Source organism: Gillisia lutea, from assembly GCF_021568705.1.
GTDB classification, from domain to species: domain Bacteria; phylum Bacteroidota; class Bacteroidia; order Flavobacteriales; family Flavobacteriaceae; genus Gillisia; species Gillisia lutea.
Map to the genome: position 1 here is coordinate 86,099 of NZ_JAKGTH010000010.1, position 23,267 is coordinate 109,365.

General features: G+C 36.3%; 23 protein-coding genes. 12 read left to right on the plus strand and 11 right to left on the minus strand.

Annotated elements, in window-relative coordinates; genetic code table 11:
- Positions 1-5 precede the first annotated feature (5 nt).
- The 8 genes from L1I30_RS11480 (at position 6) to ctlX (ending at position 8,979) form a co-directional block, all read left to right on the plus strand.
- On the plus strand, positions 6-998 hold the full coding sequence (locus tag L1I30_RS11480) for a DNA-directed RNA polymerase subunit alpha (RefSeq protein WP_236134436.1): 993 nt from the start codon (positions 6-8) through the stop codon (positions 996-998).
- A 40-nt stretch (positions 999-1,038) separates the two neighbouring features.
- Positions 1,039-1,536 (plus strand): 50S ribosomal protein L17, encoded by a 498-nt coding sequence (gene rplQ / locus L1I30_RS11485; RefSeq protein WP_236134437.1) that lies wholly within the window; start codon positions 1,039-1,041, stop codon positions 1,534-1,536.
- 155 nt (positions 1,537-1,691) lie between these two features.
- Positions 1,692-2,804, plus strand: a complete 1,113-nt coding sequence (gene carA / locus L1I30_RS11490) for a glutamine-hydrolyzing carbamoyl-phosphate synthase small subunit (RefSeq protein ID WP_236134438.1) — start codon at positions 1,692-1,694, stop codon at positions 2,802-2,804.
- Between the two features lie 114 nt (positions 2,805-2,918).
- Positions 2,919-4,145, plus strand: a complete 1,227-nt coding sequence (locus tag L1I30_RS11495) for a porin family protein (protein WP_236134439.1) — start codon at positions 2,919-2,921, stop codon at positions 4,143-4,145.
- A gap of 148 nt (positions 4,146-4,293) precedes the next feature.
- Positions 4,294-5,580 carry a phosphopyruvate hydratase gene (gene eno, locus L1I30_RS11500; RefSeq protein WP_236134440.1) on the plus strand — a complete coding sequence of 429 codons (1,287 nt, stop codon included), beginning with the start codon at positions 4,294-4,296 and terminating at the stop codon, positions 5,578-5,580.
- A gap of 188 nt (positions 5,581-5,768) precedes the next feature.
- Positions 5,769-7,052, plus strand: coding sequence for a citrate synthase (locus tag L1I30_RS11505; RefSeq protein ID WP_236134441.1), 1,284 nt, complete (start codon positions 5,769-5,771; stop codon positions 7,050-7,052).
- A gap of 78 nt (positions 7,053-7,130) precedes the next feature.
- Positions 7,131-8,045 (plus strand): dimethylarginine dimethylaminohydrolase family protein, encoded by a 915-nt coding sequence (locus tag L1I30_RS11510; RefSeq protein ID WP_236134442.1) that lies wholly within the window; start codon positions 7,131-7,133, stop codon positions 8,043-8,045.
- Positions 8,046-8,049: 4 nt separating this feature from the next.
- Positions 8,050-8,979 (plus strand): citrulline utilization hydrolase CtlX, encoded by a 930-nt coding sequence (gene ctlX, locus L1I30_RS11515; protein WP_236134443.1) that lies wholly within the window; start codon positions 8,050-8,052, stop codon positions 8,977-8,979.
- Between the two features lies 1 nt (position 8,980).
- Here the strand turns inward: ctlX and L1I30_RS11520 are convergent, their stop codons facing one another.
- Together L1I30_RS11520 and L1I30_RS11525 are read right to left on the minus strand one after the other, a co-directional pair.
- A complete protein-coding gene (locus tag L1I30_RS11520; RefSeq protein ID WP_236134444.1) occupies positions 8,981-10,486 on the minus strand; it encodes a BCCT family transporter in 1,506 nt (501 codons plus the stop codon).
- Between the two features lie 2 nt (positions 10,487-10,488).
- Positions 10,489-11,919: an SDR family oxidoreductase gene (locus L1I30_RS11525; RefSeq protein WP_236134445.1), complete on the minus strand. Its 1,431-nt coding sequence runs from the start codon at positions 11,917-11,919 to the stop codon at positions 10,489-10,491.
- A gap of 70 nt (positions 11,920-11,989) precedes the next feature.
- On the opposite strand from L1I30_RS11525, the gene L1I30_RS11530 reads away from it, so the two are divergent.
- A complete protein-coding gene (locus L1I30_RS11530) occupies positions 11,990-12,193 on the plus strand; it encodes a hypothetical protein (RefSeq protein ID WP_236134446.1) in 204 nt (67 codons plus the stop codon).
- A gap of 4 nt (positions 12,194-12,197) precedes the next feature.
- Here L1I30_RS11530 and L1I30_RS11535 read toward each other — a convergent pair whose 3' ends face one another.
- Positions 12,198-12,830, minus strand: coding sequence for a MarC family NAAT transporter (locus tag L1I30_RS11535; protein ID WP_236134447.1), 633 nt, complete (start codon positions 12,828-12,830; stop codon positions 12,198-12,200).
- A 106-nt stretch (positions 12,831-12,936) separates the two neighbouring features.
- The gene (locus L1I30_RS11540) at positions 12,937-13,365 is read right to left on the minus strand and encodes a hypothetical protein (protein ID WP_236134448.1); all 429 of its coding nucleotides are present in this window, start codon (positions 13,363-13,365) and stop codon (positions 12,937-12,939) included.
- Between the two features lie 112 nt (positions 13,366-13,477).
- Here L1I30_RS11540 and argS point away from each other — a divergent pair, with 112 nt between their 5' ends.
- The 3 genes from argS to L1I30_RS11555 all read left to right on the plus strand — a co-directional run bounded on the left by argS (position 13,478) and on the right by L1I30_RS11555 (position 17,713).
- A complete protein-coding gene (argS, locus tag L1I30_RS11545) occupies positions 13,478-15,262 on the plus strand; it encodes an arginine--tRNA ligase (RefSeq protein ID WP_236134449.1) in 1,785 nt (594 codons plus the stop codon).
- Between the two features lie 137 nt (positions 15,263-15,399).
- The gene (ffh, locus tag L1I30_RS11550; RefSeq protein WP_236134450.1) at positions 15,400-16,728 is read left to right on the plus strand and encodes a signal recognition particle protein; all 1,329 of its coding nucleotides are present in this window, start codon (positions 15,400-15,402) and stop codon (positions 16,726-16,728) included.
- Between the two features lie 94 nt (positions 16,729-16,822).
- Complete coding sequence (locus tag L1I30_RS11555; protein WP_236134451.1) at positions 16,823-17,713, plus strand: bifunctional 5,10-methylenetetrahydrofolate dehydrogenase/5,10-methenyltetrahydrofolate cyclohydrolase; 891 nt, start codon at positions 16,823-16,825, stop codon at positions 17,711-17,713.
- A 67-nt stretch (positions 17,714-17,780) separates the two neighbouring features.
- On the opposite strand, the gene L1I30_RS11560 is transcribed toward L1I30_RS11555, so the two are convergent.
- The 7 genes from L1I30_RS11560 to L1I30_RS11590 all read right to left on the minus strand — a co-directional run bounded on the left by L1I30_RS11560 (position 17,781) and on the right by L1I30_RS11590 (position 23,214).
- A complete protein-coding gene (locus L1I30_RS11560; RefSeq protein WP_236134452.1) occupies positions 17,781-18,179 on the minus strand; it encodes a YkvA family protein in 399 nt (132 codons plus the stop codon).
- 24 nt (positions 18,180-18,203) lie between these two features.
- Entirely contained in the window at positions 18,204-19,223 is a 1,020-nt protein-coding gene (locus L1I30_RS11565) for an AI-2E family transporter (protein ID WP_236134453.1), read from the minus strand.
- A gap of 10 nt (positions 19,224-19,233) precedes the next feature.
- A complete protein-coding gene (locus L1I30_RS11570) occupies positions 19,234-19,659 on the minus strand; it encodes a VOC family protein (RefSeq protein WP_236134454.1) in 426 nt (141 codons plus the stop codon).
- A 188-nt stretch (positions 19,660-19,847) separates the two neighbouring features.
- Positions 19,848-20,687, minus strand: a complete 840-nt coding sequence (gene rluF, locus L1I30_RS11575; protein ID WP_236134455.1) for a 23S rRNA pseudouridine(2604) synthase RluF — start codon at positions 20,685-20,687, stop codon at positions 19,848-19,850.
- 88 nt (positions 20,688-20,775) lie between these two features.
- Positions 20,776-20,985, minus strand: a complete 210-nt coding sequence (locus L1I30_RS11580; protein WP_236134456.1) for a hypothetical protein — start codon at positions 20,983-20,985, stop codon at positions 20,776-20,778.
- Positions 20,986-21,121: 136 nt separating this feature from the next.
- Positions 21,122-21,670 carry a hypothetical protein gene (locus tag L1I30_RS11585; RefSeq protein ID WP_236134457.1) on the minus strand — a complete coding sequence of 183 codons (549 nt, stop codon included), beginning with the start codon at positions 21,668-21,670 and terminating at the stop codon, positions 21,122-21,124.
- 14 nt (positions 21,671-21,684) lie between these two features.
- Positions 21,685-23,214 carry a helicase HerA-like domain-containing protein gene (locus L1I30_RS11590; RefSeq protein ID WP_236134458.1) on the minus strand — a complete coding sequence of 510 codons (1,530 nt, stop codon included), beginning with the start codon at positions 23,212-23,214 and terminating at the stop codon, positions 21,685-21,687.
- Positions 23,215-23,267 lie beyond the last annotated feature (53 nt).

Below are 23,267 nucleotides of genomic sequence, written 5' to 3' on the forward strand. Positions count from 1 at the left end.
GTAATATGGCAATACTAAATTTTCAGAAGCCCGATAAAGTTATAATGATTGATTCAACCGATTTCGAAGGGAAATTTGAATTTCGCCCTTTGGAACCTGGATATGGATTAACCGTTGGTAACGCTTTAAGAAGAGTACTGTTATCATCACTAGAAGGATTCGCTATAACTTCAGTTCGCATTGAAGGAGTAGATCACGAATTCTCTACAATCCCTGGCGTGGTAGAAGATGTAACAGAAATTATATTGAACCTGAAACAAGTAAGGTTTAAAAGGCAAATTGATGAAATAGACAATGAAGCCGTTACAATTTCTGTCTCTGGTCAAGAGCAATTAACTGCTGGTCATTTTCAAAAGTTTATCTCAGGTTTCCAAATCCTAAATCCAGATTTAGTGATTTGTAACTTAGATAAAAAGGTGAGCTTCAATATGGAGCTTACTGTTGAAAAGGGTAGAGGTTATGTTCCTGCTGAGGAAAACAAAAAAGCGAACGCACCATTAGGTACTATTTTTACTGATTCGGTATACACTCCAATCAAAAACGTAAAATATAGTATTGAAAACTATCGTGTAGAACAAAAAACCGATTATGAAAAATTGGTATTTGAGATCATTAGCGATGGCTCTATTCACCCTAAAGATGCATTGACCGAGGCTGCTAAAACCTTGATCCATCACTTTATGTTGTTCTCTGATGAGCGTATTACTTTAGAGGCTGATGAAATAGCACAAACTGAAACTTATGATGAAGAATCTCTTCACATGAGACAGTTGCTAAAAACCAAATTAGTAGACATGGATCTTTCGGTAAGAGCACTTAACTGCTTGAAGGCTGCTGAAGTTGATACTCTTGGTGATTTAGTATCCTATAACAAAAATGACTTGATGAAGTTCCGTAACTTCGGTAAGAAATCTTTAACCGAGCTTGAAGAGCTTGTGAACAATAAAGGTTTAAACTTTGGAATGGATCTTTCAAAATATAAATTGGATAAAGACTAGTTCTTCTGAAAAGAAAGACTAGATCTAAAAGAGAATAGTAATGAGACACGGAAAAAAAATAAATCACTTAGGTAGAAAAACGGCTCACCGTAAGTCTATGTTAGCAAACATGGCTTGTTCCCTAATTGAACATAAACGCATAAATACTACTGTGGCTAAAGCAAAAGCTTTGAAGCAGTTTGTTGAGCCTTTGATCACAAAATCTAAGGAAGATACAACTCATAACAGAAGATTGGTTTTCGCTAAATTACGTCAAAAGGATTCAGTTGCTGAATTGTTTAGAGATGTAGCAGCAAAAGTTGGAGATCGTCCAGGTGGATATACAAGAATTATTAAATTAGGTAATCGTCTTGGAGATAACGCCGATATGGCAATGATAGAACTAGTTGATTACAACGAGATCTACAATCTTACTAAGCCTGAGAAGAAAAAATCTACTCGTAGAGCTGGTAAAAAGAAAGCTGAGGATACTGCAACTGCAGAGAAAGCTACTTCTGAGAGTAAAGCAGAAAAGAAGGAAGATAAAAAAGAGGACTAACAATGAATCTTTTTCTATAACAATTCAAAAAAGGATAAGCCATTATGGTTTATCCTTTTTTTTTAATCAAAAAAATTGAAGTTAGGTAATTGTATATGTTCAATTAACTAATTTTGTCACCTCAAAAGATATTATCAAATAGCCTGCAATTAATTATGAAGTACCAGACTAGAAAAAAAGCGATTATCTTATTAGCCGACGGAACCATTTTTCATGGGAAATCTGTTGGAGACAAAGATGGAAGTGCCGTAGGAGAAGTATGTTTCAATACGGGGATGACCGGCTACCAGGAGATCTTTACTGATCCTTCCTATTACGGGCAATTAATGGTTACCACCAATGCACATATTGGGAACTATGGTGTTAAAGAAGAAGAAAATGAATCTGATAAAGCCAAGATATCGGGGCTTATATGTAAGAACTTTAGCTATAATCATTCTCGGCCTTCTGCAGATGGTTCCCTGCTCGAGTTTTTAGATGATAGTAATCTGTTCGCTATCTCTGATGTTGATACTCGTGCGCTGGTTGCTTATATTCGCGAGAATGGGGCTATGAATGCTATAATTTCAACTCGTGTTGATGAAATAGATGCTTTAAAGAAGGAATTGGCAGCAGTTCCAGACATGAATGGCTTAGAATTAGCTTCTAAGGTTTCAACCAAAGAATCTTATTACTTTGGGAATGAAAATGCCACTTTTAAGATAGCTGCTTTGGATATTGGTATAAAGAAGAATATCCTTCGTAACTTGGCCGAGCGCGATGCTTATATAAAGGTTTTCCCATATAATGCAACTTATGAAGATTTAAGTGCATGGAATCCTGACGGGTATTTCTTATCGAATGGCCCTGGAGATCCACAGCCGCTATCAAGTGCAATCGAACTTACTAAAGCTATTTTAGAAAAAGATCATCCTTTATTTGGTATTTGCTTGGGACATCAGGTTATTGCTCTTGCAAATGGTATATCTACCTATAAAATGCACCACGGACATAGGGGGATCAATCATCCCGTAAAGAACTTAAAAACAGGAAAAGGAGAAATTACATCCCAAAACCATGGTTTTTCAGTAGATAGGGCAGAGACGGAAGCGCATCCCAATGTAGAGATTACTCACGTGTGTTTAAATGATAATACCATAGGTGGTATTGAGATGAATAATAAGAACTGTTTCTCAGTGCAATATCATCCGGAAGCAAGTCCGGGTCCTCACGATGCCAGCTATTTGTTTGATGAATTTATAGAGAGAATTAAAGAAGGTAAAAAATAGAATTAATAGATATATTAATCTTAACCCTAGATTTTTAATAAATCTGGGGTTTTTTCTTTATTAAATTTTGTGATTAATAAAAATTTGTAGATTTTTCATGTCTAAAAATATTATATGAGAAAATATAGATTGCTTGTTTATGCCTTATTAATTTCTTTTTCTGGATATAGTCAGATTAGTTTCGTTACAGGATATTATTTAAATAATTCAGGAAAAAAGGTTTCTGGACTCATTCAAAATCAAGACTGGAATGATAATCCTGAAAGTTTTAATTTTAAGTTGAACTCAGGTTCGTTAGAGCAAAAAATGAAAATCGAAGATGTAATAGAATTCGGTTTCGAAAATATCCGCTTTAAAAGGGCGGAAGTAAAAGTTGACTTAACCGGCGATCAAGTCAGAGACTTAACTGGGCAGCGCGCTCCGGTCTACTCGGAAAGAAGAGTTTTTCTTAAATATCTTCAAGATGGTGAAGCAGATCTTTTTCTGTATAGAAATAATAGTGTTCTAAGATATTTTTATAGCATTAAGGATGAAGATCCTCAACAATTAATATATAAGAGATATCTCCAAGGTGGTAAAATTTTGGTTAATAATAGGTATAAGCAACAATTAATTACAAGTGTAAACTGTGGTAATAAGTCTACAAAAGATATTCAATCTGTAAGTTATAGACAAAGTGAACTGGATCGCTACTTTACGGATTACAATAGATGTCAAAATGCCTCTATTATTAAGTATAAAACTAATACCGAAAATGGTAAATTATTTGTGAAAGCCCTGGTTGGAACAGACTTTACAGGGATGGAAGTTGAAAAAGGCTTAAATGCCGGTGGAGTTTCTTTTGATAAGAATTTTTTTGTTCGTGCAGGTGTAGAGATAGAGTACGTAATGCCATTTAATCGCAATAAATGGTCATTGTTCATTCAGCCTGTCTATCGAAGTTTTAAGGAAGAACAGCATCTTACTAAGAGTTACGATGCTGATTTTTCTGTCAAGTATAATTCAATAGAGCTCGCTATTGGGGTTAGGCATTATTTTTTCTTGAATAACACTACAAAGTTATTTCTCAATGCCATATTAAGTGGTGACCTTCCTCTGAAGTCTGAAGTTTCTTTTGAGAACACCTATATGAATGAAGACCCCTATTTAGATGAATTCAAATCTGGTACGAGTTTCGGGATTGGTGGAGGAGTTAATTTACATAATTGCTTTTCTCTAGAGCTTCGGTATAATACTTCAAGAGATTTAACTGGATTAAAATTTGTTGATAGAACCTACAATTTAGATTTTGTCTCCAAATTTAATACAGCTTCCGTAATTTTTACTTATACCTTACTTTAAGTAATAAATAAACAGTAATATATCAATTTAGGCAGGCTTCTTCTCGAAAACGATATCGTAAAAAATCGCTCTAAATCTCGTTCAATTCCTCTAAAAATAAGCCCTGTATTTGTATCTTGCTGAATAGAAAATAAATCAATATAATATTATGAGTATAATAATCAATATTCACGCTCGTCAAATTTTTGACTCTAGAGGAAATCCAACAATTGAAGTAGATGTAGAAACCGATAGTGGTTTTGTTGGAAGAGCCGCTGTGCCTTCAGGTGCTTCGACCGGAGAACATGAAGCTGTAGAACTTCGCGATGGAGGAAAAGACTTCATGGGAAAAGGAGTTAAAAAAGCCGTTGAGAATGTTAATCGAACTATAGCTGAAGAATTATTAGGATATTCTGTATTCGATCAAAATTTGATCGATCAGGTAATGATCGAGCTTGATGGTACTCCAAATAAAGCAAAATTAGGGGCTAATGCAATTTTAGGTGTTTCTATGGCTGTAGCCAAAGCCGCAGCTAACGAATTGAATATGCCTTTATATAGATACATTGGTGGGGTGAGCGCTAATACCTTGCCTGTTCCAATGATGAATATTATCAACGGAGGTTCGCATAGTGATGCTCCTATAGCATTTCAGGAATTTATGGTAATGCCTGTACAGGCAAAGAACTTTTCTCAAGCTTTGCAAATGGGAACTGAGATCTTTCATCATTTAAAGAAAGTTTTACATGATAGAGGGTTGAGTACTGCAGTTGGAGATGAAGGTGGTTTTGCGCCAACTTTAGACGGAACTGAAGATGCACTTGATACTATTTTACTAGCAATTAAGAATGCTGGTTACAAAGGTGGAGAGGAAGTAATGATCGCTTTAGATTGTGCTGCTGCTGAGTTCTATGTAAATGGTAAGTATGATTACACCAAATTTGAAGGTGATAAAGGAATTGTTAGAAGCAGCGAAGAGCAAGCCGATTATCTTGCTGAATTGGCTTCTAAATACCCGATTATCTCTATTGAAGATGGAATGGATGAGAATGACTGGGAAGGTTGGAAATATCTTACCGATAAGATTGGAGATAAAGTTCAACTTGTAGGAGATGATTTATTTGTTACAAATGTTGAACGTCTTTCAAGAGGGGTTCAAGAAGGTATTGCAAATTCTATTCTAATTAAAGTGAACCAAATTGGAACGTTAACAGAAACTATTGCAGCGGTGAATATGGCTAAAAATGCCGGATTTACCTGTGTGATGTCTCACCGTTCTGGAGAAACTGAAGACAATACTATTGCCGATCTTGCTGTGGCACTTAATACCGGGCAAATAAAAACCGGGTCGGCATCAAGAAGTGATAGAATGGCTAAATATAATCAGTTATTACGCATTGAAGAAGAGTTGGAAAGCGTTGCATATTATCCGCAACGTAAGGCTTTTAAAATATAATAAATAGTAAAAATTATTAAAAACCCTCTTCAAAAGCTGAAGAGGGTTTTTTGTTTTATATGATTTTCTTAAAAACCTCCCAAAGTTATTGGTATAACCTGAAAATAGACTATGGTTGTAGCCACTTTTATTAACATATTTTGTATTTTAGCACTCCTAAAAAAATAATCAGAAAAAGATATCAGTATATGTCAAAAGTTGCTACGTTAGAGATTGATGGGAAGAAATACGAATTCCCGGTAACCATTGGAAGTGAAAATGAAGTTGCCATTGATATTAAAAGCTTAAGAGGGCAATCTGGAGTGATTACTTTAGATCCAGGATATAAGAATACAGGTAGCTGTGAAAGTGCCATCACTTTTCTTGATGGAGAAAAGGGGGTCTTAAGATACCGAGGATACTCAATTGAAGAATTGGCTGAAAAAGCTGACTTTTTAGAAGTGGTTTTCTTATTGATTTTTGGTGAGTTGCCAAATAAAGAACAACTAGATAAATTTAAAGCAGATATCATCGAGCAAAGTGAGGTGAATGACGATATGAAAACTGTAATTAATGGTTTTCCTTCTTCAGCTCATCCAATGGGGATGTTATCTTCTTTAACCAGCGCGCTAATAGCCTTCAATCCGAAATCTGTAAATGTAGATTCAGAAGAGGATATGTACAAAGCTATAGTGAAGCTTCTTGCTAAATTCCCAACACTTGCTGCTTGGACTTTAAGAAGAAGAAATGACCTTCCTCTTGAGAACCGTGATAAAGATCTTGGGTTTATTGAAAGTCTTTTAAAGATGATGTTCGCAAAACCAGGAGAAGATTATGTTGCTGATAAAACGGTAGTAGATGCCTTAGATAAATTATTAATCCTTCATGCCGATCATGAGCAAAACTGTTCAACTTCTACAGTTAGAATAGTTGGTTCTTCTCATGCCGGATTATTTGCTTCTATTTCAGCAGGAGTTTCCGCATTATGGGGGCCACTTCATGGTGGAGCAAATCAGGCGGTAATTGAAATGCTTGAAGAGATCAAAAACGATGGTGGAGACACTTCTAAATTCATTGCTAAAGCAAAAGATAAAGAAGACCCATTTAGATTGATGGGCTTCGGACACAGAGTGTACAAGAATTTTGATCCACGTGCTAAAATCATTAAAAAAGCAGCTGATGAAGTATTGGCAGCATTAGGAGTTGATGATCCAATTTTAGAAATCGCTAAAGGATTAGAAAAAGCAGCATTGGAAGATGAATACTTCGTTGAACGTAAATTATATCCAAACGTAGATTTCTACTCAGGAATTATTTACCGTGCAATGGGAATTCCAACAGAGATGTTCACTGTTATGTTTGCTGTAGGAAGACTTCCGGGATGGATCGCACAATGGAGAGAAATGAGATTAGGGAAAGAGCCTATTGGAAGACCTCGTCAAGTATACATAGGAGAAACTCTTCGTTCATTCAAAGAATTGGATAACCGATAATAGTTCTTTATATCAATAATTTAAAAGCTTCATTGTACAATGAAGCTTTTTTTATATTTGCACTAAAATAAACCAGCTATGCTAAAACTTAATATAACAAGTGAAACTGCACCTTTAAAAGCCGTTGTTTTGGGAACAGCTGAAAGTAATGGAGGGACACCTGCTTATGAAGATGCCTACGATCCTAAATCTGCCGAATATATCAAAGCAGGGACGTATCCTGTGGAAGAAGATATGGTAAAGGAGATGGAGGCAGTTGCAGCTGTTTTTAAGAAATATGATGTGCAGGTTTTTAGGCCCAAAGTAATAGAAGATTACAATCAAATATTTACTAGGGATATCGCTTTTGTTATTGATGATAAGTTTATTAAGGCCAATATTTTACCCGATAGAGACGAGGAGATTGAAGCTATAAATCATGTCCTCGAGCAAATAGACCCTGCTAAGATTCTCACGATGCCTGAAGATGCGCATATTGAAGGAGGGGACGTAATGCCTTATCAGAATTATATCCTAGTAGGAACTTATAAGGGAGATGATTATCCTAATTATATTACGGCAAGAACTAACATGAAAGCTGTAAAAGCTCTGCAAGAATTATTTCCACAGAGAGAAGTGGTTTCTTTTAGCTTGCGAAAGTCGAATACTGTCGCGAGAGATAATGCTCTGCACTTGGATTGTTGTTTTCAGCCGGTAGGAAAAGATAAAGCGATCATCTACAAAGGGGGCTTTTTAATAGAAGAGGAATATAACTGGCTTGTGGATCTCTTTGGAAAAGAAAACATTTTCGAGATAACCAGAGATGAAATGTATGATATGAACTCTAACATCTTTTCAATTTCTGAAGATGTGGTTATTTCAGAAAAGAATTTTACAAGATTAAATGCCTGGTTAAGAGCTCAGGGAATAACTGTAGAAGAAGTGCCTTATGCAGAAATATCTAAGCAGGAGGGGTTGCTTAGATGCTCCACCTTACCTTTAATAAGAGAATAAGTTTATGAGACAAATTACAAATACCGTGTTAATGGTGCGTCCTGTGGCGTTTAGAATGAATGAAGAAACAGCGGTAAACAATTACTTTCAGGCAGATCTTCAACTCAAAAATGAGGAGGTCAATAAAAAGGCTCAGACCGAATTTGATGCTTTTGTGCATAAACTACAAAATGTAGGAGTGGACGTAATAGTGGTAAATGACAAGAAAGAACTGGATACGCCGGATTCTATCTTTCCTAATAACTGGATCTCCCTTCATGAAGATGGAAGTTTAGCACTTTACCCTATGTTCGCCGAAAATAGGAGAAGAGAGCGCAGAGAAGAATTTTTAGACGTCTTAGAGGAAAAAGGCTTTAAGATAGGAGACATTACCGATTATACATCAGCTGAAGAAGAGGGTGTTTTTCTGGAAGGTACAGGAAGTTTAATCTTAGATAGGGTAAATAGAAAGGCATATTGTGCATTATCGGCTCGAGCCGATGAAGAATTACTTATAGAATTTTGTGAGGATTTTGAGTATACTCCTATAATTTTTACAGCCTATCAGGATGTGGACGGTAAAAGAAAGCCTATTTATCATACCAACGTAATGATGTGTGTTGCAGAGAATTTTGCTGTAATTTGTCTGGATTGTATAGACGATAAAAAGGAGCGTAAAAATGTAGCTCGCCACTTAAAACAAGATGGAAAGCAAATTATTGAAATTACCCAAGCCCAGATACATGAGTTTGCTGGAAATATGTTGCAGGTTCAGGGAAAAGATAAGAAGTATTTGGTGATGAGTGCCACCGCTCATAAAAGTCTGACTCCTTTACAAACAAAAGCTATAGAAAAGTATTGTGAGATATTAAGTGCCGATCTAACTACAATTGAAACCTGTGGTGGCGGAAGTGCACGTTGTATGATGGCAGAAGTTTTCTTGCCAAGATCCTAAGTCAGCTCATTGTCCTTTTTGTGAGAACTCTTGTAAAAAGGACAATAGCTATGAAGGTAAAAATTGCAAAAGGCAATGAGCCTATTATCAGGAATTTTTGCATTGCTGTCAAAACATTGCTGTCTGGCTTTAAATTCCCTAAAACGATAATTGCTTCTGAAAAAATAAAGATCACAAAGGCCCATATCAATCGGTGCTTTTTTGAAGGTTCTTCCATTCCTTTCGTGGTAAAAATACTTAGAACATAAATGGCAGAATCTACCGATGTTACTAAAAAACTGATGAGTAGAAATACTACTAATGTATTTGATAGGATGCTTAAAGGGTAGTTTTCAAAGAAAACGAAAAGTGATGTGAACACATTTCCAAATTCATTTTGATATTCACCCCATTCAGTTATTAGATTAAAGGAGGCAGTTCCAAATACGCTGAACCAGAAGAAGGTTCCAAGAGAAGGAATGAGTAGTACGCCAAGGAGCATTTCTCTAATGCTTCTTCCTTTCGAAATTCTGGCAATGAAAATTCCGGTAAAGGGAGCCCATGCTAACCAAAAAGCCCAATAATAGTATGTCCAATCGGTAAGGAACTGTTTTCCGGGATTGAAATTGCTGTATGCAATACTAAGGGGGATAAAATCTACCACATAGCTATATAAGGCTTGAAAAAAATTGCCGAAAATTCGTAAAACATCACTTTGAATCAATACGAATATCAATAACATAAGGGTTAAATAGATGTTCCAGTTGGAAATGCGTTTGATGCCTTTTTCCATGCCGGCCCAGGCAGAGAGGAAGGCTATAAAACAAATAATGAACACTAGACCCAGCGTTAACTGGAGGTTTCCGGTATTCTGAGAAAATAAACTGCTTATACCTCCTTCTATTTGAGAAGTTCCTAAGCCTATTGCCGCTACAAGTCCCATTACCGTAGTTAGTATTGTTAATAGGTCTACTCCTGCCGGAAGGTATCTCAATCTTTTAAAATGCGGTAAACTATTACCTAGTCTTAAATCTTCAGTTTTTACAAAAATAGTATAGCCCACAATAAGGCCAAAAACCGCATAAAAGGCCCACGCCGTAAATCCCCACTGGTAGAATGTGTACTCTAAGGCAATTATTTCTTCGTTAGCTCCTGTATTTATAGGGTTGTTCAAATACATATATACAGGTTCCTGTACTCCGCGTAACAAGATACCCGCACCCATTCCGGCGCTATAGAGCATAGCTATCCACGACCACCGGTTAAATTCAGGTGCTTCCTTTCCTAGTTTTATCTTTCCTGCAGGAGATATTGCTACGATAATTAGAAACAGCACGCATAATAAACCTAACCATAAATAGAAAGTGCCAAACCATTCTCTTACCCAGATAGATCCATCTTCTATGAGCGTGTAAAATTCTTCAGTAAAAATAAATATATAAAAAGCTATAATGAGTAAAACAACCGCGGAAATTGTAAGTAGCGGATTCAGCTGAAGTTTTGGTGGTAACTTTTCAAAGTTTGACATTCTTAATTAGAACCATTAGCAATTTTGTTAAGCATTCCTTCAAAGATGAAATAATGAAATGGCAACATGGTGTACCAATACAATCTGCCCCAAATTCCCCTTGGTCTAAAGGTGGCGGTTTGGTGAAGAACATTATCTGCATCTATTTCAAACTCTAACCAGGCCTCTCCCGGAACTTTCATTTCTGCAAACAGCAAAAGCCGTCTTTCTTGCTTATCGGCAAGCAACACTCGCCAAAAGTCTAAAGAGTCGCCCGCATTTATTTCTGAGATATGTGTTCGGCCGCGCCTTAGCCCCACGCCCCCAAAGAGTTTGTCCAGATATCCTCTAAACTTCCATAGCCAATTTCCATAATACCATCCATTTAGGCCTCCAATCGCCCAAATGCGTTCCAGTACCTGCTCGGGATTATTAATTTTGACAGACTGTTCATCCTTCAAACATCCAAAACTTGGTACCTGAATATATTTGTTAAGGTCTTTTCTGAATCTTCCGCTGCTCATGGAATCTTTCCAGCTGGAAATTACCTGATTTTGTTCTATTTTGTAAAATGCCAATTCAATAGCTTCTTTGTAGCTAATAGGTTCTATATTCAATATCTCCTGTAACCTTTTGTCCTGTGAAATTACTTCAATGCGCATACTGTCCACCAGGTTCAAAGCTAATTTATAAGAAGTAGAAGTAACGAAATATAGCCAGTAAGAAGATAGTTTAGGCGACATTACCGGAACATCTATAATATATAATTGCAATTCCCTTATTTCTGCATACTGCAGCATCATTTGCTTATAGGTAAGAATGTCCGGGCCGCCTACATCAAAAGATTCATTATAACACTCTTCCCTGCCAATAACCCCGGTTAAAAAAGATAATACATCTCTAATGGAAATGGGCTGGCATTTTGTTTTCACCCATTTAGGAGTGATCATTATAGGTAATTTTTCACATAGATCACGAATGATTTCAAAAGAAGAACTTCCGGAACCTACTATAATTGCTGCACGTAACACGGTGAGTTTAAAATTTCCCTCGTAGAGAATATCTTCTACTTGTTTTCGCGACTTTAAGTGTTTGGAAAGATTGGAGTCATTCACTATTCCGCTTAGATAAATCACCTGCTGCACCATGGTTGCCTCCATGATCTTGTTGAAATTCTTCGCAGCTTCCGCTTCCTGACTGTCAAAGTCTTTGGTTGAGGCCGACATGGAATGAATCAGATAATAAGCAATATCTATATCCTTTATTGCAGAAGGAATCTCATTTTCTTCCAGAAAATCCAGCTCTACAATCTCTACTTTATCTAAGAGTTCTTTGTTTAGGGATAATCTATTTTTATTTCTAACAGCACATACTACATGGTGTCCTAATTCCAGTAATTGAGGTAAAAGACGTAAGCCAATATAACCATTCGCACCCGTAAGCAGAATCTTCATTTCAAATGTTTTATAGGATAATTTAGGGATAAAATGTTTACTTTCACCTCTATTAATAAAACTTTATAAAATGAATAATACCTTGAAGATTGTACTGCTTATAGTGGGTGTGGTTCTAGTTGGTTATGGATTATACACTCTTATTACTCCGGAGGTCTCTATAGATGCCGGGCCGCTACAGGTGCAAGCTCAAGGTGATAACACACAGTCTTATGCCATGATAGGTTTAGGGATCCTTGCTTTGATTGGTGGTATCGCCTTTAATAAAAGGTAGTTATTTATTTGAGTACAGTTTCAATTACGTTCATTACCGAAGAACTTATGTATTCTACTCCTATGGCAATTACAATAAATCCAATAATTCGTGAAATTGCATTAATGCCAGATGCCCCTAAAATTTTTACAATGTAATGGGAACTTCTTAGTACTGTAAAAGTAGCTAGGCATACACCTAAAATAGCTATTACGGTAATAAGTCTTTCAGAAAACACGCTGTATTCTTCATACATTCCTATCAATAAAGAAATCGACCCAGGGCCTGCAAGCATTGGTATTGCAAGTGGGGTTAATGAAACTCCCTCTCTCTGGTAAGCATCATCTTTAACGCGTTGCTTCTCCATACCTTTATGTTTAGCGAAGGAACCGGTAAGTAAGGCAAACCCGGAAGTTACAATGATCATTCCGCCTGCAATACGAAGAGAGTCTATACTTATTCCAAAGAATTGGAGAATGAATCTCCCGGTAAAAAAGGAGATTAGTAAAATGACAAAAATATTAATAGCTGTTAGCAAGGAGGTGCGGGATCTCTCGGCAGGGCTGTCGTCTTTAGTTAATCCTACAAAAATAGGAACCGTTCCCAGGGGGTTAATTACCGAGAATAATGCGGCAAAAACATAAATAAATAATTCCATTAGTTTTTGCGGCAAAGTTGCAATTGCAGCATAGGAAAATGTTTATCAGAAACTTAAGCTTATATTACCAAATATAATGTCTTTTTAATGCTTTGTAAAGTTAAGGTTAGAGCATGTCTTCAACTGTGGTAAAGGCGTTATCTACTTTATAATCTAAGAGCTTTCTCATAAATTTATGAATGGCAGATGTATTGGCCTTCACCTTTATAAAATAATGATCTTTATAAATGGAATATTCTTCAGCCTTCCCTTTATATAAGTTCAGTTTATAATAAGGGATTATTAGGGCATAGGTTTCCAAAAGAGATCTAAACATTACGATAATTCCCTTGGGTCGCATTTCAATATTGCAGGTATTGGCATTATTATCTAATACTAATAAATTGTGAATGTCTATGCTGGTACTGGTTATATGAAGTTTGGGTGAACCTGTGCCATTCAGCTTAAATCTTTGCACTAACGTAAAAGGTGCGCCAACTTCATTTATGATACTTTCTTTAATTTTAGGTTGATTGTAGCTAATATTCAATAACATAACTCATTTTTTATAAAGATAAGTATTTGAAGCTCAAGCGCTATAGCTTGCGGCTAATTTCTGTTATCTTTGCGCTTTAAAAATCGCATAAAAAGATTAAAAAAAGCAATAAATGAGTATTCAAGAAACCATTGAGCAGCACGTAAAAAATGCAGTATTAGAATTACATGGAGTTAGCTTAGAGCAAGTAGAATTTCAACCTACCCGTAAAGATTTTGAAGGAGATATTACGTTGGTAACATTTCCTATGTTACGCCAAATAAAAACCAACCCCGTACAATTGGGAGAGGCTATTGGTAAATATTTGGTAGATAATGTGGCTGAGGTAGTGCGATACAATGTAATTCAAGGCTTCTTAAATATTGTTCTTGCCGATGCTTTCTACTTGAACAGTTTTAAAGCGATCAAGAAGACGAAGGAATACGGGCGAGTAGCCTTGACAGAAGACTCAAAAAAGCTTTTAGTGGAGTATTCTTCCCCCAATACCAATAAACCTCTTCACCTAGGGCATGTACGTAATAACCTTTTGGGATATTCTGTTTCGGAAATCTTGGAGGCTGCGGGGTCTAAAGTTTATAAAACCCAAATCATCAACGATCGCGGAATACATATTTGTAAATCCATGTTGGCATGGGAGCGATTTGGGAATGGAGAAACCCCAGAATCAACTGGCTTGAAAGGTGATAAACTGGTAGGAAACTATTATGTGCGATTTGATCAGGAATATAAAAAAGAAATAGCTGCTTTAATGGCACAAGGTAAAACTGAAGAAGAAGCTAAGGCTGAAGCTCCTATTTTATTAGATGCCCAAAAAATGCTTATTAAATGGGAGGCGGGAGATGAAGAAACCGTTGATTTATGGAAGAAGATGAATCAATGGGTGTATGATGGGTTTGAGAAGACCTATGATGCATTAGGAGTAGATTTCGATAAGAACTATTATGAAAGTCAGACGTATCTTTTAGGGAAATACGTAGTGGCCGATGGTCTTGAGAAAGGTATTTTTTATAAGAAGGAAGACGGAAGTGTATGGATAGATCTTACTGATGAAGGTCTGGACGAAAAGATAGTATTGCGTAGTGATGGAACTGCGGTATATATGACTCAAGATATTGGAACAGCTATTCAGAGGATGAAAGATTTCAATATGGACGGAATGGTTTACACCGTTGGAAATGAACAGGATTACCACTTTAAAGTATTGTTTCTTATTCTGAAAAAACTCGGATTTGAATGGAGTAATTATCTTTATCATTTAAGTTATGGAATGGTGGATCTTCCTTCAGGAAAAATGAAAAGTAGAGAAGGAACTGTTGTAGATGCAGATGATTTGATCCAGCAGATGGCAGATACGGCGAAAGCTATTTCTGAAGAACTGGGGAAACTCGATGAGTATTCAGAAGAGGAAAAAGAAGAATTATATAAGATTATTGGGCTGGGAGCGCTTAAATATTACATCTTAAAGGTAGATCCTAAAAAGCGTATTTTGTTCAACCCAGAAGAGTCAGTAGATTTTCAAGGGAATACGGGGCCATTTATTCAATATACGTATGCAAGAATCCAGTCCATTTTAAGAAAAGCAGATTTTGATCTTTCAGAAGAACTTCAGTTAAATGAAAATTATACACTTCACGAGAAGGAAAAGGAACTAATTAAGCAAATTCAACTTTATCCTGAAACCATTCAATTGGCAGCAGAAAATCATAGTCCGGCATTAATTGCTAACTATACATACGATCTAGTGAAAAGTTTTAATTCCTTCTATCAAAATGTTACCATTTTAGGGACGGAAGATATAAATGAGAAGAAATTTAGAGTGCAATTATCACACTCAGTGGGAGAGGTAATAAAATCGGCATTCCAACTCTTGGGGATTCAAGTGCCAGAACGCATGTAATATAGGGTTGGAGTAAAAAAAGTTCTATTTGAAATAGCTTACGATTGTTTCAAAATAAAACTTTTCACTTCAGCATCAAATCATTAAATTTGCAATCCGCTGTTTAAAAGCGGGATTTATAAAATACAGGAAGAATTATGTTTGATAATTTAAGTGATAAGTTAGATAGTGCTTTACACATCTTAAAAGGTCATGGACAAATTACTGAGGTAAATGTTGCCGAGACCTTAAAAGAAGTGAGAAGAGCGTTGGTGGATGCCGATGTAAATTATAAAATAGCTAAAGAATTTACTACTACCGTTAAGGAAAAAGCTTTAGGGCAAGACGTGTTAACAGCGTTAAAACCCGGGCAATTGATGGTGAAGTTGGTAAAGGATGAACTTACGCAATTAATGGGTGGGGAAGCAGAAGGATTAAATCTTTCTGGTACGCCATCTGTTATCCTGATGTCTGGTTTGCAAGGTAGTGGTAAAACCACTTTCTCTGGAAAGCTTGCAAATTACTTAAAAACAAAGAAAACAAAGAAGCCACTTTTAGTTGCTTGTGATGTTTATAGACCTGCTGCGGTAAATCAGTTACAGGTGGTTGGAGAGCAAATTGACGTTGAAGTATATTCGGAAGAGGGAAATCTTGATCCGGTAAAAATCTCTCAAAATGCTCTTGCTTACGCTAAACAGAACGGACATAATGTAGTGATTATTGATACCGCTGGTCGTTTAGCAGTAGATGAAGCTATGATGACCGAGATAGCTAATATTCATAGTGCTATCCAGCCGCAGGAAACTTTATTCGTGGTAGACTCCATGACAGGGCAAGATGCGGTTAATACTGCAAAAGCTTTTAATGACCGTCTTAATTTTGATGGTGTTATCCTTACAAAATTAGATGGGGATACTCGTGGGGGAGCTGCTATTTCTATTAAATCGGTAGTCAATAAGCCTATCAAATTTATTGGTACAGGAGAAAAGATGGATGCTATTGATGTATTCTACCCTTCTCGTATGGCCGATAGAATCTTGGGGATGGGAGATGTGGTATCTTTAGTAGAACGTGCTCAGGAACAATATGATGAAGAGGAAGCACGTAAACTTCAAAAGAAAATTGCAAAGAACCAGTTTGGGTTTGATGATTTCTTGACCCAATTGCACCAGATCAAGAAAATGGGATCTATGAAAGATCTTATGGGGATGATCCCGGGAGCAGGGAAGATGTTGAAAGATATAGATATCGACGACGATGCTTTCAAACATGTTGAAGCAATTATATATTCTATGACAAAAGAGGAGCGAAGCACTCCGACTGTTATAAATGCCAGCAGAAAGAAAAGAATTGCAAAAGGGTCGGGTACTTCTGTACAGCAGGTGAACCAATTATTGAAGCAGTTCAACCAAATGGGAAAAATGATGAAAATGATGCAAGGCGGTGGCGGAAAGAAGATGATGCAGATGATGAAAGGCATGAAATAGATTTTACTGCCAGTAGCAATATACTTTATTATCAAATAATTTGTTTAAACCTGTTAGCCATTAAAAAAAGGGTTAACTGAAAACACATAACATAATGACAATTCTTGACGGGAAAAAAGTAAGTAATGATATTAAAGATGAAATTGCTGAGGAAGTAAAACAAATGAAAGCCCGCGGGGAGAAAGTGCCGCATCTCGCAGCGGTGATTGTGGGAAATGACGGTGCAAGTTTAACTTATGTAAACAGTAAGGTAAAGGCTTGTGAGCGAGTTGGATTTGAATCTACTTTAGTGAAGATGTCTAGTACAGCAAGCGAAACCGAACTTTTAAAGAAGATAAAAGAGCTGAATGAAGACCCTGATATCGATGGATTTATCGTGCAGTTACCTTTACCTACACAAATTGATACTCAAAAAGTATTGCTTACCGTAAATCCTGATAAGGATGTAGATGGTTTTCACCCTATGAACTTCGGGAAGATGGCACTAGACATGAGTAGCTTTATCCCTGCTACTCCTTATGGTATCTTAGAGTTGTTAGAGCGTTATAATGTTGAGACAAAAGGAAAGCATACTGTGGTTATTGGAAGAAGTCATATTGTTGGAAGACCAATGAGTATTCTTATGGGAAGAAAAGGCTTTCCTGGAAATTCTACAGTAACGCTTACGCATAGTTATACTAAGAATATTACTCAAATTACATCTCAGGCAGACATCATTATAACAGCCTTAGGAAATCCTGAATTTTTAAAGGCGGAAATGGTGAAAGATGGTGCAGTAGTTATAGATGTTGGAATAACTCGTGTTCCTGATGAAACCAGAGAACGTGGCTATAGAATTACAGGAGATGTAGATTATAAGAATGTAAGTAAGAAAACATCTTTTATAACACCTGTTCCCGGGGGAGTGGGACCTATGACAATTGCCATGCTTCTTAAAAACACTTTATTAGCAAGGGAGAACCATAGATTAGCACAAGGTCTATAAAATATGATATATTTAAAATAATAAAAGGCTGCCCTAGGGCAGCCTTTTATGTTAGTAGCAACTAATTTTATTCTTCAGATTCCAGTTTCCAATCTAAATAATTGTGGAGATCAGATTCAATAAAGCGTAAACCAAAAGTTAATACGGCAAGATCATCTATATAACCCAGGCCAGGAATAAAATCGGGAATAATATCAAATGGATTCAGGATATATAAGAAGCCGAATGCAATTCCGGCAATTGTAAACCAAGGCACATTGGTGTAAATCCCTTTTCGGTAATCTTTAAGCATTCCAAACATCACTTTTCCCAGTTCAGAATACTTTTGCAAAACATTCGAATTTAAAATCTTATCTGCAATTTCTTCCTGACTGTTCATTACCACGTCTACGTCGTCACCCTTAATTTTAGTGATTTCTCCGCTTACGTAATCTTCATCTATTATTTTTCTCTTCTTGTTGAACATAATTGTCTTTATTAAAATGTTGCGTTATAAATTATCATTTTCATTTCCGTATTCCTTCTTGTATATTTTTAATATAAGCAAAAACAAGGATATAAGCAGTGGGCCAAATATTAGGCCAATAAAACCGAATAAAGGTACTCCTACTACCACGCCAAAAAGTGTGATTAAAGGGTGTACACTGGATAGACGTTCAAGGATGTAGAGCCTAACTAAATTATCGGAAGCTCCTACTATCGTTAGTCCATATATTAAAATGGCAAAAGCCTGAAAAGTATTCCCTTGTGAAAGCAATAACAGTGTTACAGGTACGATCCCTAAAGTGGTTCCTATAAACGGAATCATGGAACCTATTACTGTAATAACGAACCAGAAGAAAGGCTCGGGCACACCAAATATTAAGTACCCAATTAATGCAATTATACCTTGTATTAAGGCTACTAGGGGTATGCCTAAGGCATTGGAGGTTACAGAAGTAGTGCTTTCCTCTCCTATAAGCTTTATATTTTCTTCATTTAAAGGGATATAGCTACTTAAGAGCTCCTTCATTTTTTCCTTTTCAATGAGCATATAGTATAGCATAAAATACATAATACCAATTGCTATAAAAGCATTAAAAGTACCACCAGCCAAACTTTGAAGGTTTGTTGAAATCCAATTAGTGACCGATTCGCTATCTATAGAACGGCTAACACTGTAACCTATATGTTCTTCCAGAATATTGGCTTGTTCCTGAATAGCGCTTAGTACTTTTTCCGAATTGGTCACAGCTTTTCCAATTTTTGAGGAAAGCATAATAATAATTAACGTCACAGGAATTAGAATTCCTACAAAGGAGACCAGCATTAAAAAACCCGCTGCTAAAGATTTTCTCCAACCCTTTTCCACCAGTCTTGTCATCCATTTTCTGAGAATAACATAAAGTGTTATAGCTCCCAGAACTCCGGAAAGATAGGGGACTATCTCCTTAAAAATTAAAATCCCCAAAAAGATAATAAGCATAAGTACAAACAACTGCCTTACAAGAGCGGGACTTAATTTTTTCATAAATGAAGTTCTATTTAGCAAAAAGCTGATCTATGTTCTTAAATGATTTAAACTCTAAAGCATTACCAGATGGATCTTTAAAAAACATGGTGGCCTGCTCTCCGGTTTTTCCTTTAAACCTAATATAAGGCTCTATTACGAATTGAATATTCTGGTTTTTTAGGTTTTCTGCAAATTGCTGAAATACGTCCCATTCTAAAACTACTCCAAAGTGAGGGATTGGTACATCTTTTCCATCTACAGGGTTGCCTTTAGGCTCTTTTGTAGAGGGGGTTTCCTGCTCATGAATAACCAATTGATGTCCAAAAAAATTAAAATCTACCCAATGCTCGCTGCTTCTCCCTTCCTCACAACCTAAAACATCTCTGTAAAAGTTGCGATTCTCCTCAACGTTGGAAACCGGAATGGCTAAATGGAAAGGCTGTAAGTTGCTCATAAAGATTAAAAATGTTAGTTCTTGTTAGTATGTTGAATTTAAGAAAAAATACCTTATGCGCTTAACTTCTATAAACACGTAATATTAGCTGAATATGGGGTGCTGTATTAAACCTCATATAATTAATAAAATTAATAAGATAAGCTTGAAATTAGAGTAGAGATACCGCTAATAATGTGTTAAGATTTCTATTTTGAAGAATCTCGCCTGTTTTTACCTTTAAATGAAGGACTTTCTGATCTTTTCTTAGAAGGAGTCGCTTTCTCTTCTCGTGGGTATGGCTTTACAGGTTTTTTTCTGAATTCCGGTTCATGGGTTTTTGTAGAGTCGGCTACCATTGAATTAATTGTAGCTAATTCTTCTTTGGTAAGATCTCGCCATTCTCCAACAGGTATATCTAATGAAACATTCATAATACGAACTCTCTTTAAAGCCGTAACCTCATATTCAAGATATTCGCACATTCTTCTAATTTGCCTGTTTAAACCCTGTGTAAGAACAATTCTGAAATCGAATTTACCCAATCTTTCCACTTCGCATTTTTTAGTAACAGTTTCAAGAATTGGAACTCCCATACTCATACGTTCAATAAATGTTGAGGTAATTGGGCGATTAACAGTAACTACATATTCTTTTTCGTGGTTATTACGAGCGCGGAGTATTTTATTTACAATATCTCCATCGTTAGTGAGGAAAATAAGACCTTCACTGGCTTTATCGAGCCGACCTATAGGGAAAATTCTTTTCGGATAATTGATATAGTCTATGATATTATCTTTTTCTACACCGGTATCGGTAGTGCAAACAATGCCTACTGGTTTATTGAAGGCTATATAAACGGAATTCTCTTCAGTATTGGATATGGGCTTTCCGTCTACTCTAACAATATCGCCTTCAGCGATTTTAGTTCCCATTTCAGGAACTTCACCATTTACAGTTACTCGCCCTTGGTCTATTAATTTGTCGGCTTCCCGTCTGGAACAGAATCCGGCTTCACTTAAATATTTATTAATTCGGGTAAGTTGCATAATGATATAATTAAGGCTGCAAATATACGTCCATCAATTAATAATCTAATCGATAATAGACGAATATGTTTACAGCCTTAATTTGAATTTATTGATTTTTTCTGTTCTCCACAGCTACCTCATCAGTATCTTTTCGATATTTAAGCATGGAAATTCCCGCGATAAAAAACACAAAGCCTAGAATTGCTAATGCCCAAGGGCTCATCATTAAAGCAACGCTTCCGAAAATTCCTAGTACTCCCATGATAAGTGCAATAGCACCTCCAATTAACATAATTACTGCTATAATCTTAATCATACTATTAATTATTGGTTAGAGAGTAAAGTTAATCAAAGAATTTTAACACCCCACAGGATTAACATTTCGTAAAGAGAAGTCCTTTTAAAATCATACCAATTTTAGCGATTAGAATAATGTACGTAACTAAGAAATTTTACCAGCTAATCATGAAATATTTTATTTTAGCATTATCCGGAATTTGGGATGCTGTAATTCTGGAATCCGTATCATAGCGAAGACTGGAAGGTAATTCTTTCTTATCTATTGTGAGGTAAAGGTTTAATTCATCTATAAATACAACTGCAGAATTTAGGGTGTTCTCAATTCTGGAAATTGTATATTTTTCCACCACATCGCCAAACGTGCTTTTTATGCTCAGCCCTTTGTCGGTTTGGTACCTAGAATCTAAAATTTGGATGTATCCAACCGTGCTGGTAGAGTCAAATTGTTGTACAGGTTCAAGGATTAAGAGAGGAGCACCTTCTTTATCGTATATTTCAATATCACTGGTAGCACTTAAAAATTTAGTACTGGAAGTGTTTCGAACTATAGAATCTCCTTTAAAGATAGAATCCAGTTGATTGATCTTTATTTCTTTGGTAAGTTGTCCTACGCGGTTATTAATAATTAAAAATGGGTCGGAATCACGACCACAAGACATTGCTAAAACTGCTAGTACTATGGTGAAACTTAATTTTTTCATTCTTTGAATTCTTGTTACTTAAATGCTTTGTTTAAAATGCTCATCACTCCTCTAATAAAGGTAGCGCTGGTAAGCACTTTTATTACTGCACCCTGAGTTTTGCTGGAGCTATTCCTGCTTCTTCTCGTGGTGGTGCGTTCTAGTTTTGCTCTTTCTTTCTTCGCTAATTCCTGAGCTTCTTCTTTTTCTGCTAATTCAATTTTTTTATTCAGGATCTCATAGGCACTTTCTCTATCTATCTCCTTGTTGTATTTAGGGATAAGTTCAGAAATTTCAAAAAGTTCATCTAATTCCCGTTGAGTTAAAATGTCCATTCGGCTCATAGGAGCTCTCATCATAGTGGCTGCCAGCGGGGTAGGCCTTCCTTTTTCATCTAAAGCTGAAATTAGCGCTTCTCCTATACCTAACGATGTTAACACTTCTTTGGTATCATAATATTCTGAAATAGGATAATTCTCTGCAGTAAGCTTTATGGCTTTTCTATCGTTTGCAGTAAAAGCTCTAAGAGAATGCTGAATCTTTAATCCTAACTGACTTAGTATTTCCTTGGGAACATCGGTCGGGTTTTGTGTAACAAAATAGATGCCAATTCCTTTCGATCTAATCAATTTTATAATGCTTTCAATCTGGTCCATCAATGCTCCTGAAGCTTCTTTAAAAATAAGATGAGCCTCGTCAATAAACATTACGAGCTCCGGCTTTTCCATGTCGCCTTTTTCAGGAAAGATAGAATAGATTTCTGCTAAGAGACTTAGCATAAATGTGGAGAATAATTTAGGCTTATCCTGAATATCGTTTAATCGAAGAATATTTATATATCCTTTGCCATCGGGGGTTTTTCTTACTAGATCTTTTACATCAAAAGAAGGTTCTCCAAAGAAGCGTTCCGCCCCTTGCTGTTCCAAAGAAACTATTTTGCGCAAAATAGCACCGGTAGACATTTTTGATATTCTGCCATAATTCTCTTCAAATTCTTCCCGACCTCCATCAGTAGCAAACTGGATGATCTTTTTCAGGTCTTTTAGATCGAGTAAGGGTAAATGGTTATCATCACAATATTTGAAAATGATAGCCAATATTCCGGTTTGAGTTTCGGTGAGATCTAAAATCCTGGACAGTAACACAGGTCCAAATTCGCTGACGGTAGCTTTAAGTCGGACTCCTTCTTGCTCAGACAGGCTTAATATTTCTACTGGGAACGCTTGTGGCTCAAAGTCGAAACCAATGCTTTGATGTCTCGCAGTTATTTTTTCATGTCCGGGAGAAGGTTGTGCTATTCCGCTCAAATCACCTTTTATATCCATTAAAAGTACAGGAACTCCTTTGTTTGATAAGTTCTCTGCTAAGATTTGAAGTGTTTTTGTTTTTCCTGTTCCTGTAGCCCCGGCAATTAGCCCATGCCTGTTCATGGTTTTTAAAGGAATTCGAACTTGCGCTTCAGCCAATGGCTCTGAACCGAGCATTGCTGCTCCCATAAGGATATAATCTCCTTTTGTTTTAAAGCCGGTTTGTATATGCTCTATAAAGCTATCTTTTTTTTCCATGTGTTAATTGTTGTAATACTAGATCAGAAAAGATATGCCAATAGATATCGATA

Coding starts and splice junctions, on each gene's coding strand:
- carA (WP_236134438.1), top strand. CDS start 1,692: ATGAAGTACCAGACTAGAAAAAAAGCGATTATCTTATTAGCCGACGGA.
- L1I30_RS11480 (WP_236134436.1), top strand. CDS start 6: ATGGCAATACTAAATTTTCAGAAGCCCGATAAAGTTATAATGATTGAT.
- eno (WP_236134440.1), top strand. CDS start 4,294: ATGAGTATAATAATCAATATTCACGCTCGTCAAATTTTTGACTCTAGA.
- L1I30_RS11570 (WP_236134454.1), bottom strand. CDS start 19,659: ATGAGCAACTTACAGCCTTTCCATTTAGCCATTCCGGTTTCCAACGTT.
- rluF (WP_236134455.1), bottom strand. CDS start 20,687: ATGCAACTTACCCGAATTAATAAATATTTAAGTGAAGCCGGATTCTGT.
- L1I30_RS11530 (WP_236134446.1), top strand. CDS start 11,990: ATGAATAATACCTTGAAGATTGTACTGCTTATAGTGGGTGTGGTTCTA.
- argS (WP_236134449.1), top strand. CDS start 13,478: ATGAGTATTCAAGAAACCATTGAGCAGCACGTAAAAAATGCAGTATTA.
- ffh (WP_236134450.1), top strand. CDS start 15,400: ATGTTTGATAATTTAAGTGATAAGTTAGATAGTGCTTTACACATCTTA.
- L1I30_RS11540 (WP_236134448.1), bottom strand. CDS start 13,365: ATGTTATTGAATATTAGCTACAATCAACCTAAAATTAAAGAAAGTATC.
- L1I30_RS11505 (WP_236134441.1), top strand. CDS start 5,769: ATGTCAAAAGTTGCTACGTTAGAGATTGATGGGAAGAAATACGAATTC.
- L1I30_RS11520 (WP_236134444.1), bottom strand. CDS start 10,486: ATGTCAAACTTTGAAAAGTTACCACCAAAACTTCAGCTGAATCCGCTA.
- L1I30_RS11535 (WP_236134447.1), bottom strand. CDS start 12,830: ATGGAATTATTTATTTATGTTTTTGCCGCATTATTCTCGGTAATTAAC.
- L1I30_RS11495 (WP_236134439.1), top strand. CDS start 2,919: ATGAGAAAATATAGATTGCTTGTTTATGCCTTATTAATTTCTTTTTCT.
- L1I30_RS11510 (WP_236134442.1), top strand. CDS start 7,131: ATGCTAAAACTTAATATAACAAGTGAAACTGCACCTTTAAAAGCCGTT.
- L1I30_RS11590 (WP_236134458.1), bottom strand. CDS start 23,214: ATGGAAAAAAAAGATAGCTTTATAGAGCATATACAAACCGGCTTTAAA.
- rplQ (WP_236134437.1), top strand. CDS start 1,039: ATGAGACACGGAAAAAAAATAAATCACTTAGGTAGAAAAACGGCTCAC.
- L1I30_RS11555 (WP_236134451.1), top strand. CDS start 16,823: ATGACAATTCTTGACGGGAAAAAAGTAAGTAATGATATTAAAGATGAA.
- L1I30_RS11525 (WP_236134445.1), bottom strand. CDS start 11,919: ATGAAGATTCTGCTTACGGGTGCGAATGGTTATATTGGCTTACGTCTT.
- L1I30_RS11585 (WP_236134457.1), bottom strand. CDS start 21,670: ATGAAAAAATTAAGTTTCACCATAGTACTAGCAGTTTTAGCAATGTCT.
- L1I30_RS11565 (WP_236134453.1), bottom strand. CDS start 19,223: ATGAAAAAATTAAGTCCCGCTCTTGTAAGGCAGTTGTTTGTACTTATG.
- ctlX (WP_236134443.1), top strand. CDS start 8,050: ATGAGACAAATTACAAATACCGTGTTAATGGTGCGTCCTGTGGCGTTT.
- L1I30_RS11580 (WP_236134456.1), bottom strand. CDS start 20,985: ATGATTAAGATTATAGCAGTAATTATGTTAATTGGAGGTGCTATTGCA.
- L1I30_RS11560 (WP_236134452.1), bottom strand. CDS start 18,179: ATGTTCAACAAGAAGAGAAAAATAATAGATGAAGATTACGTAAGCGGA.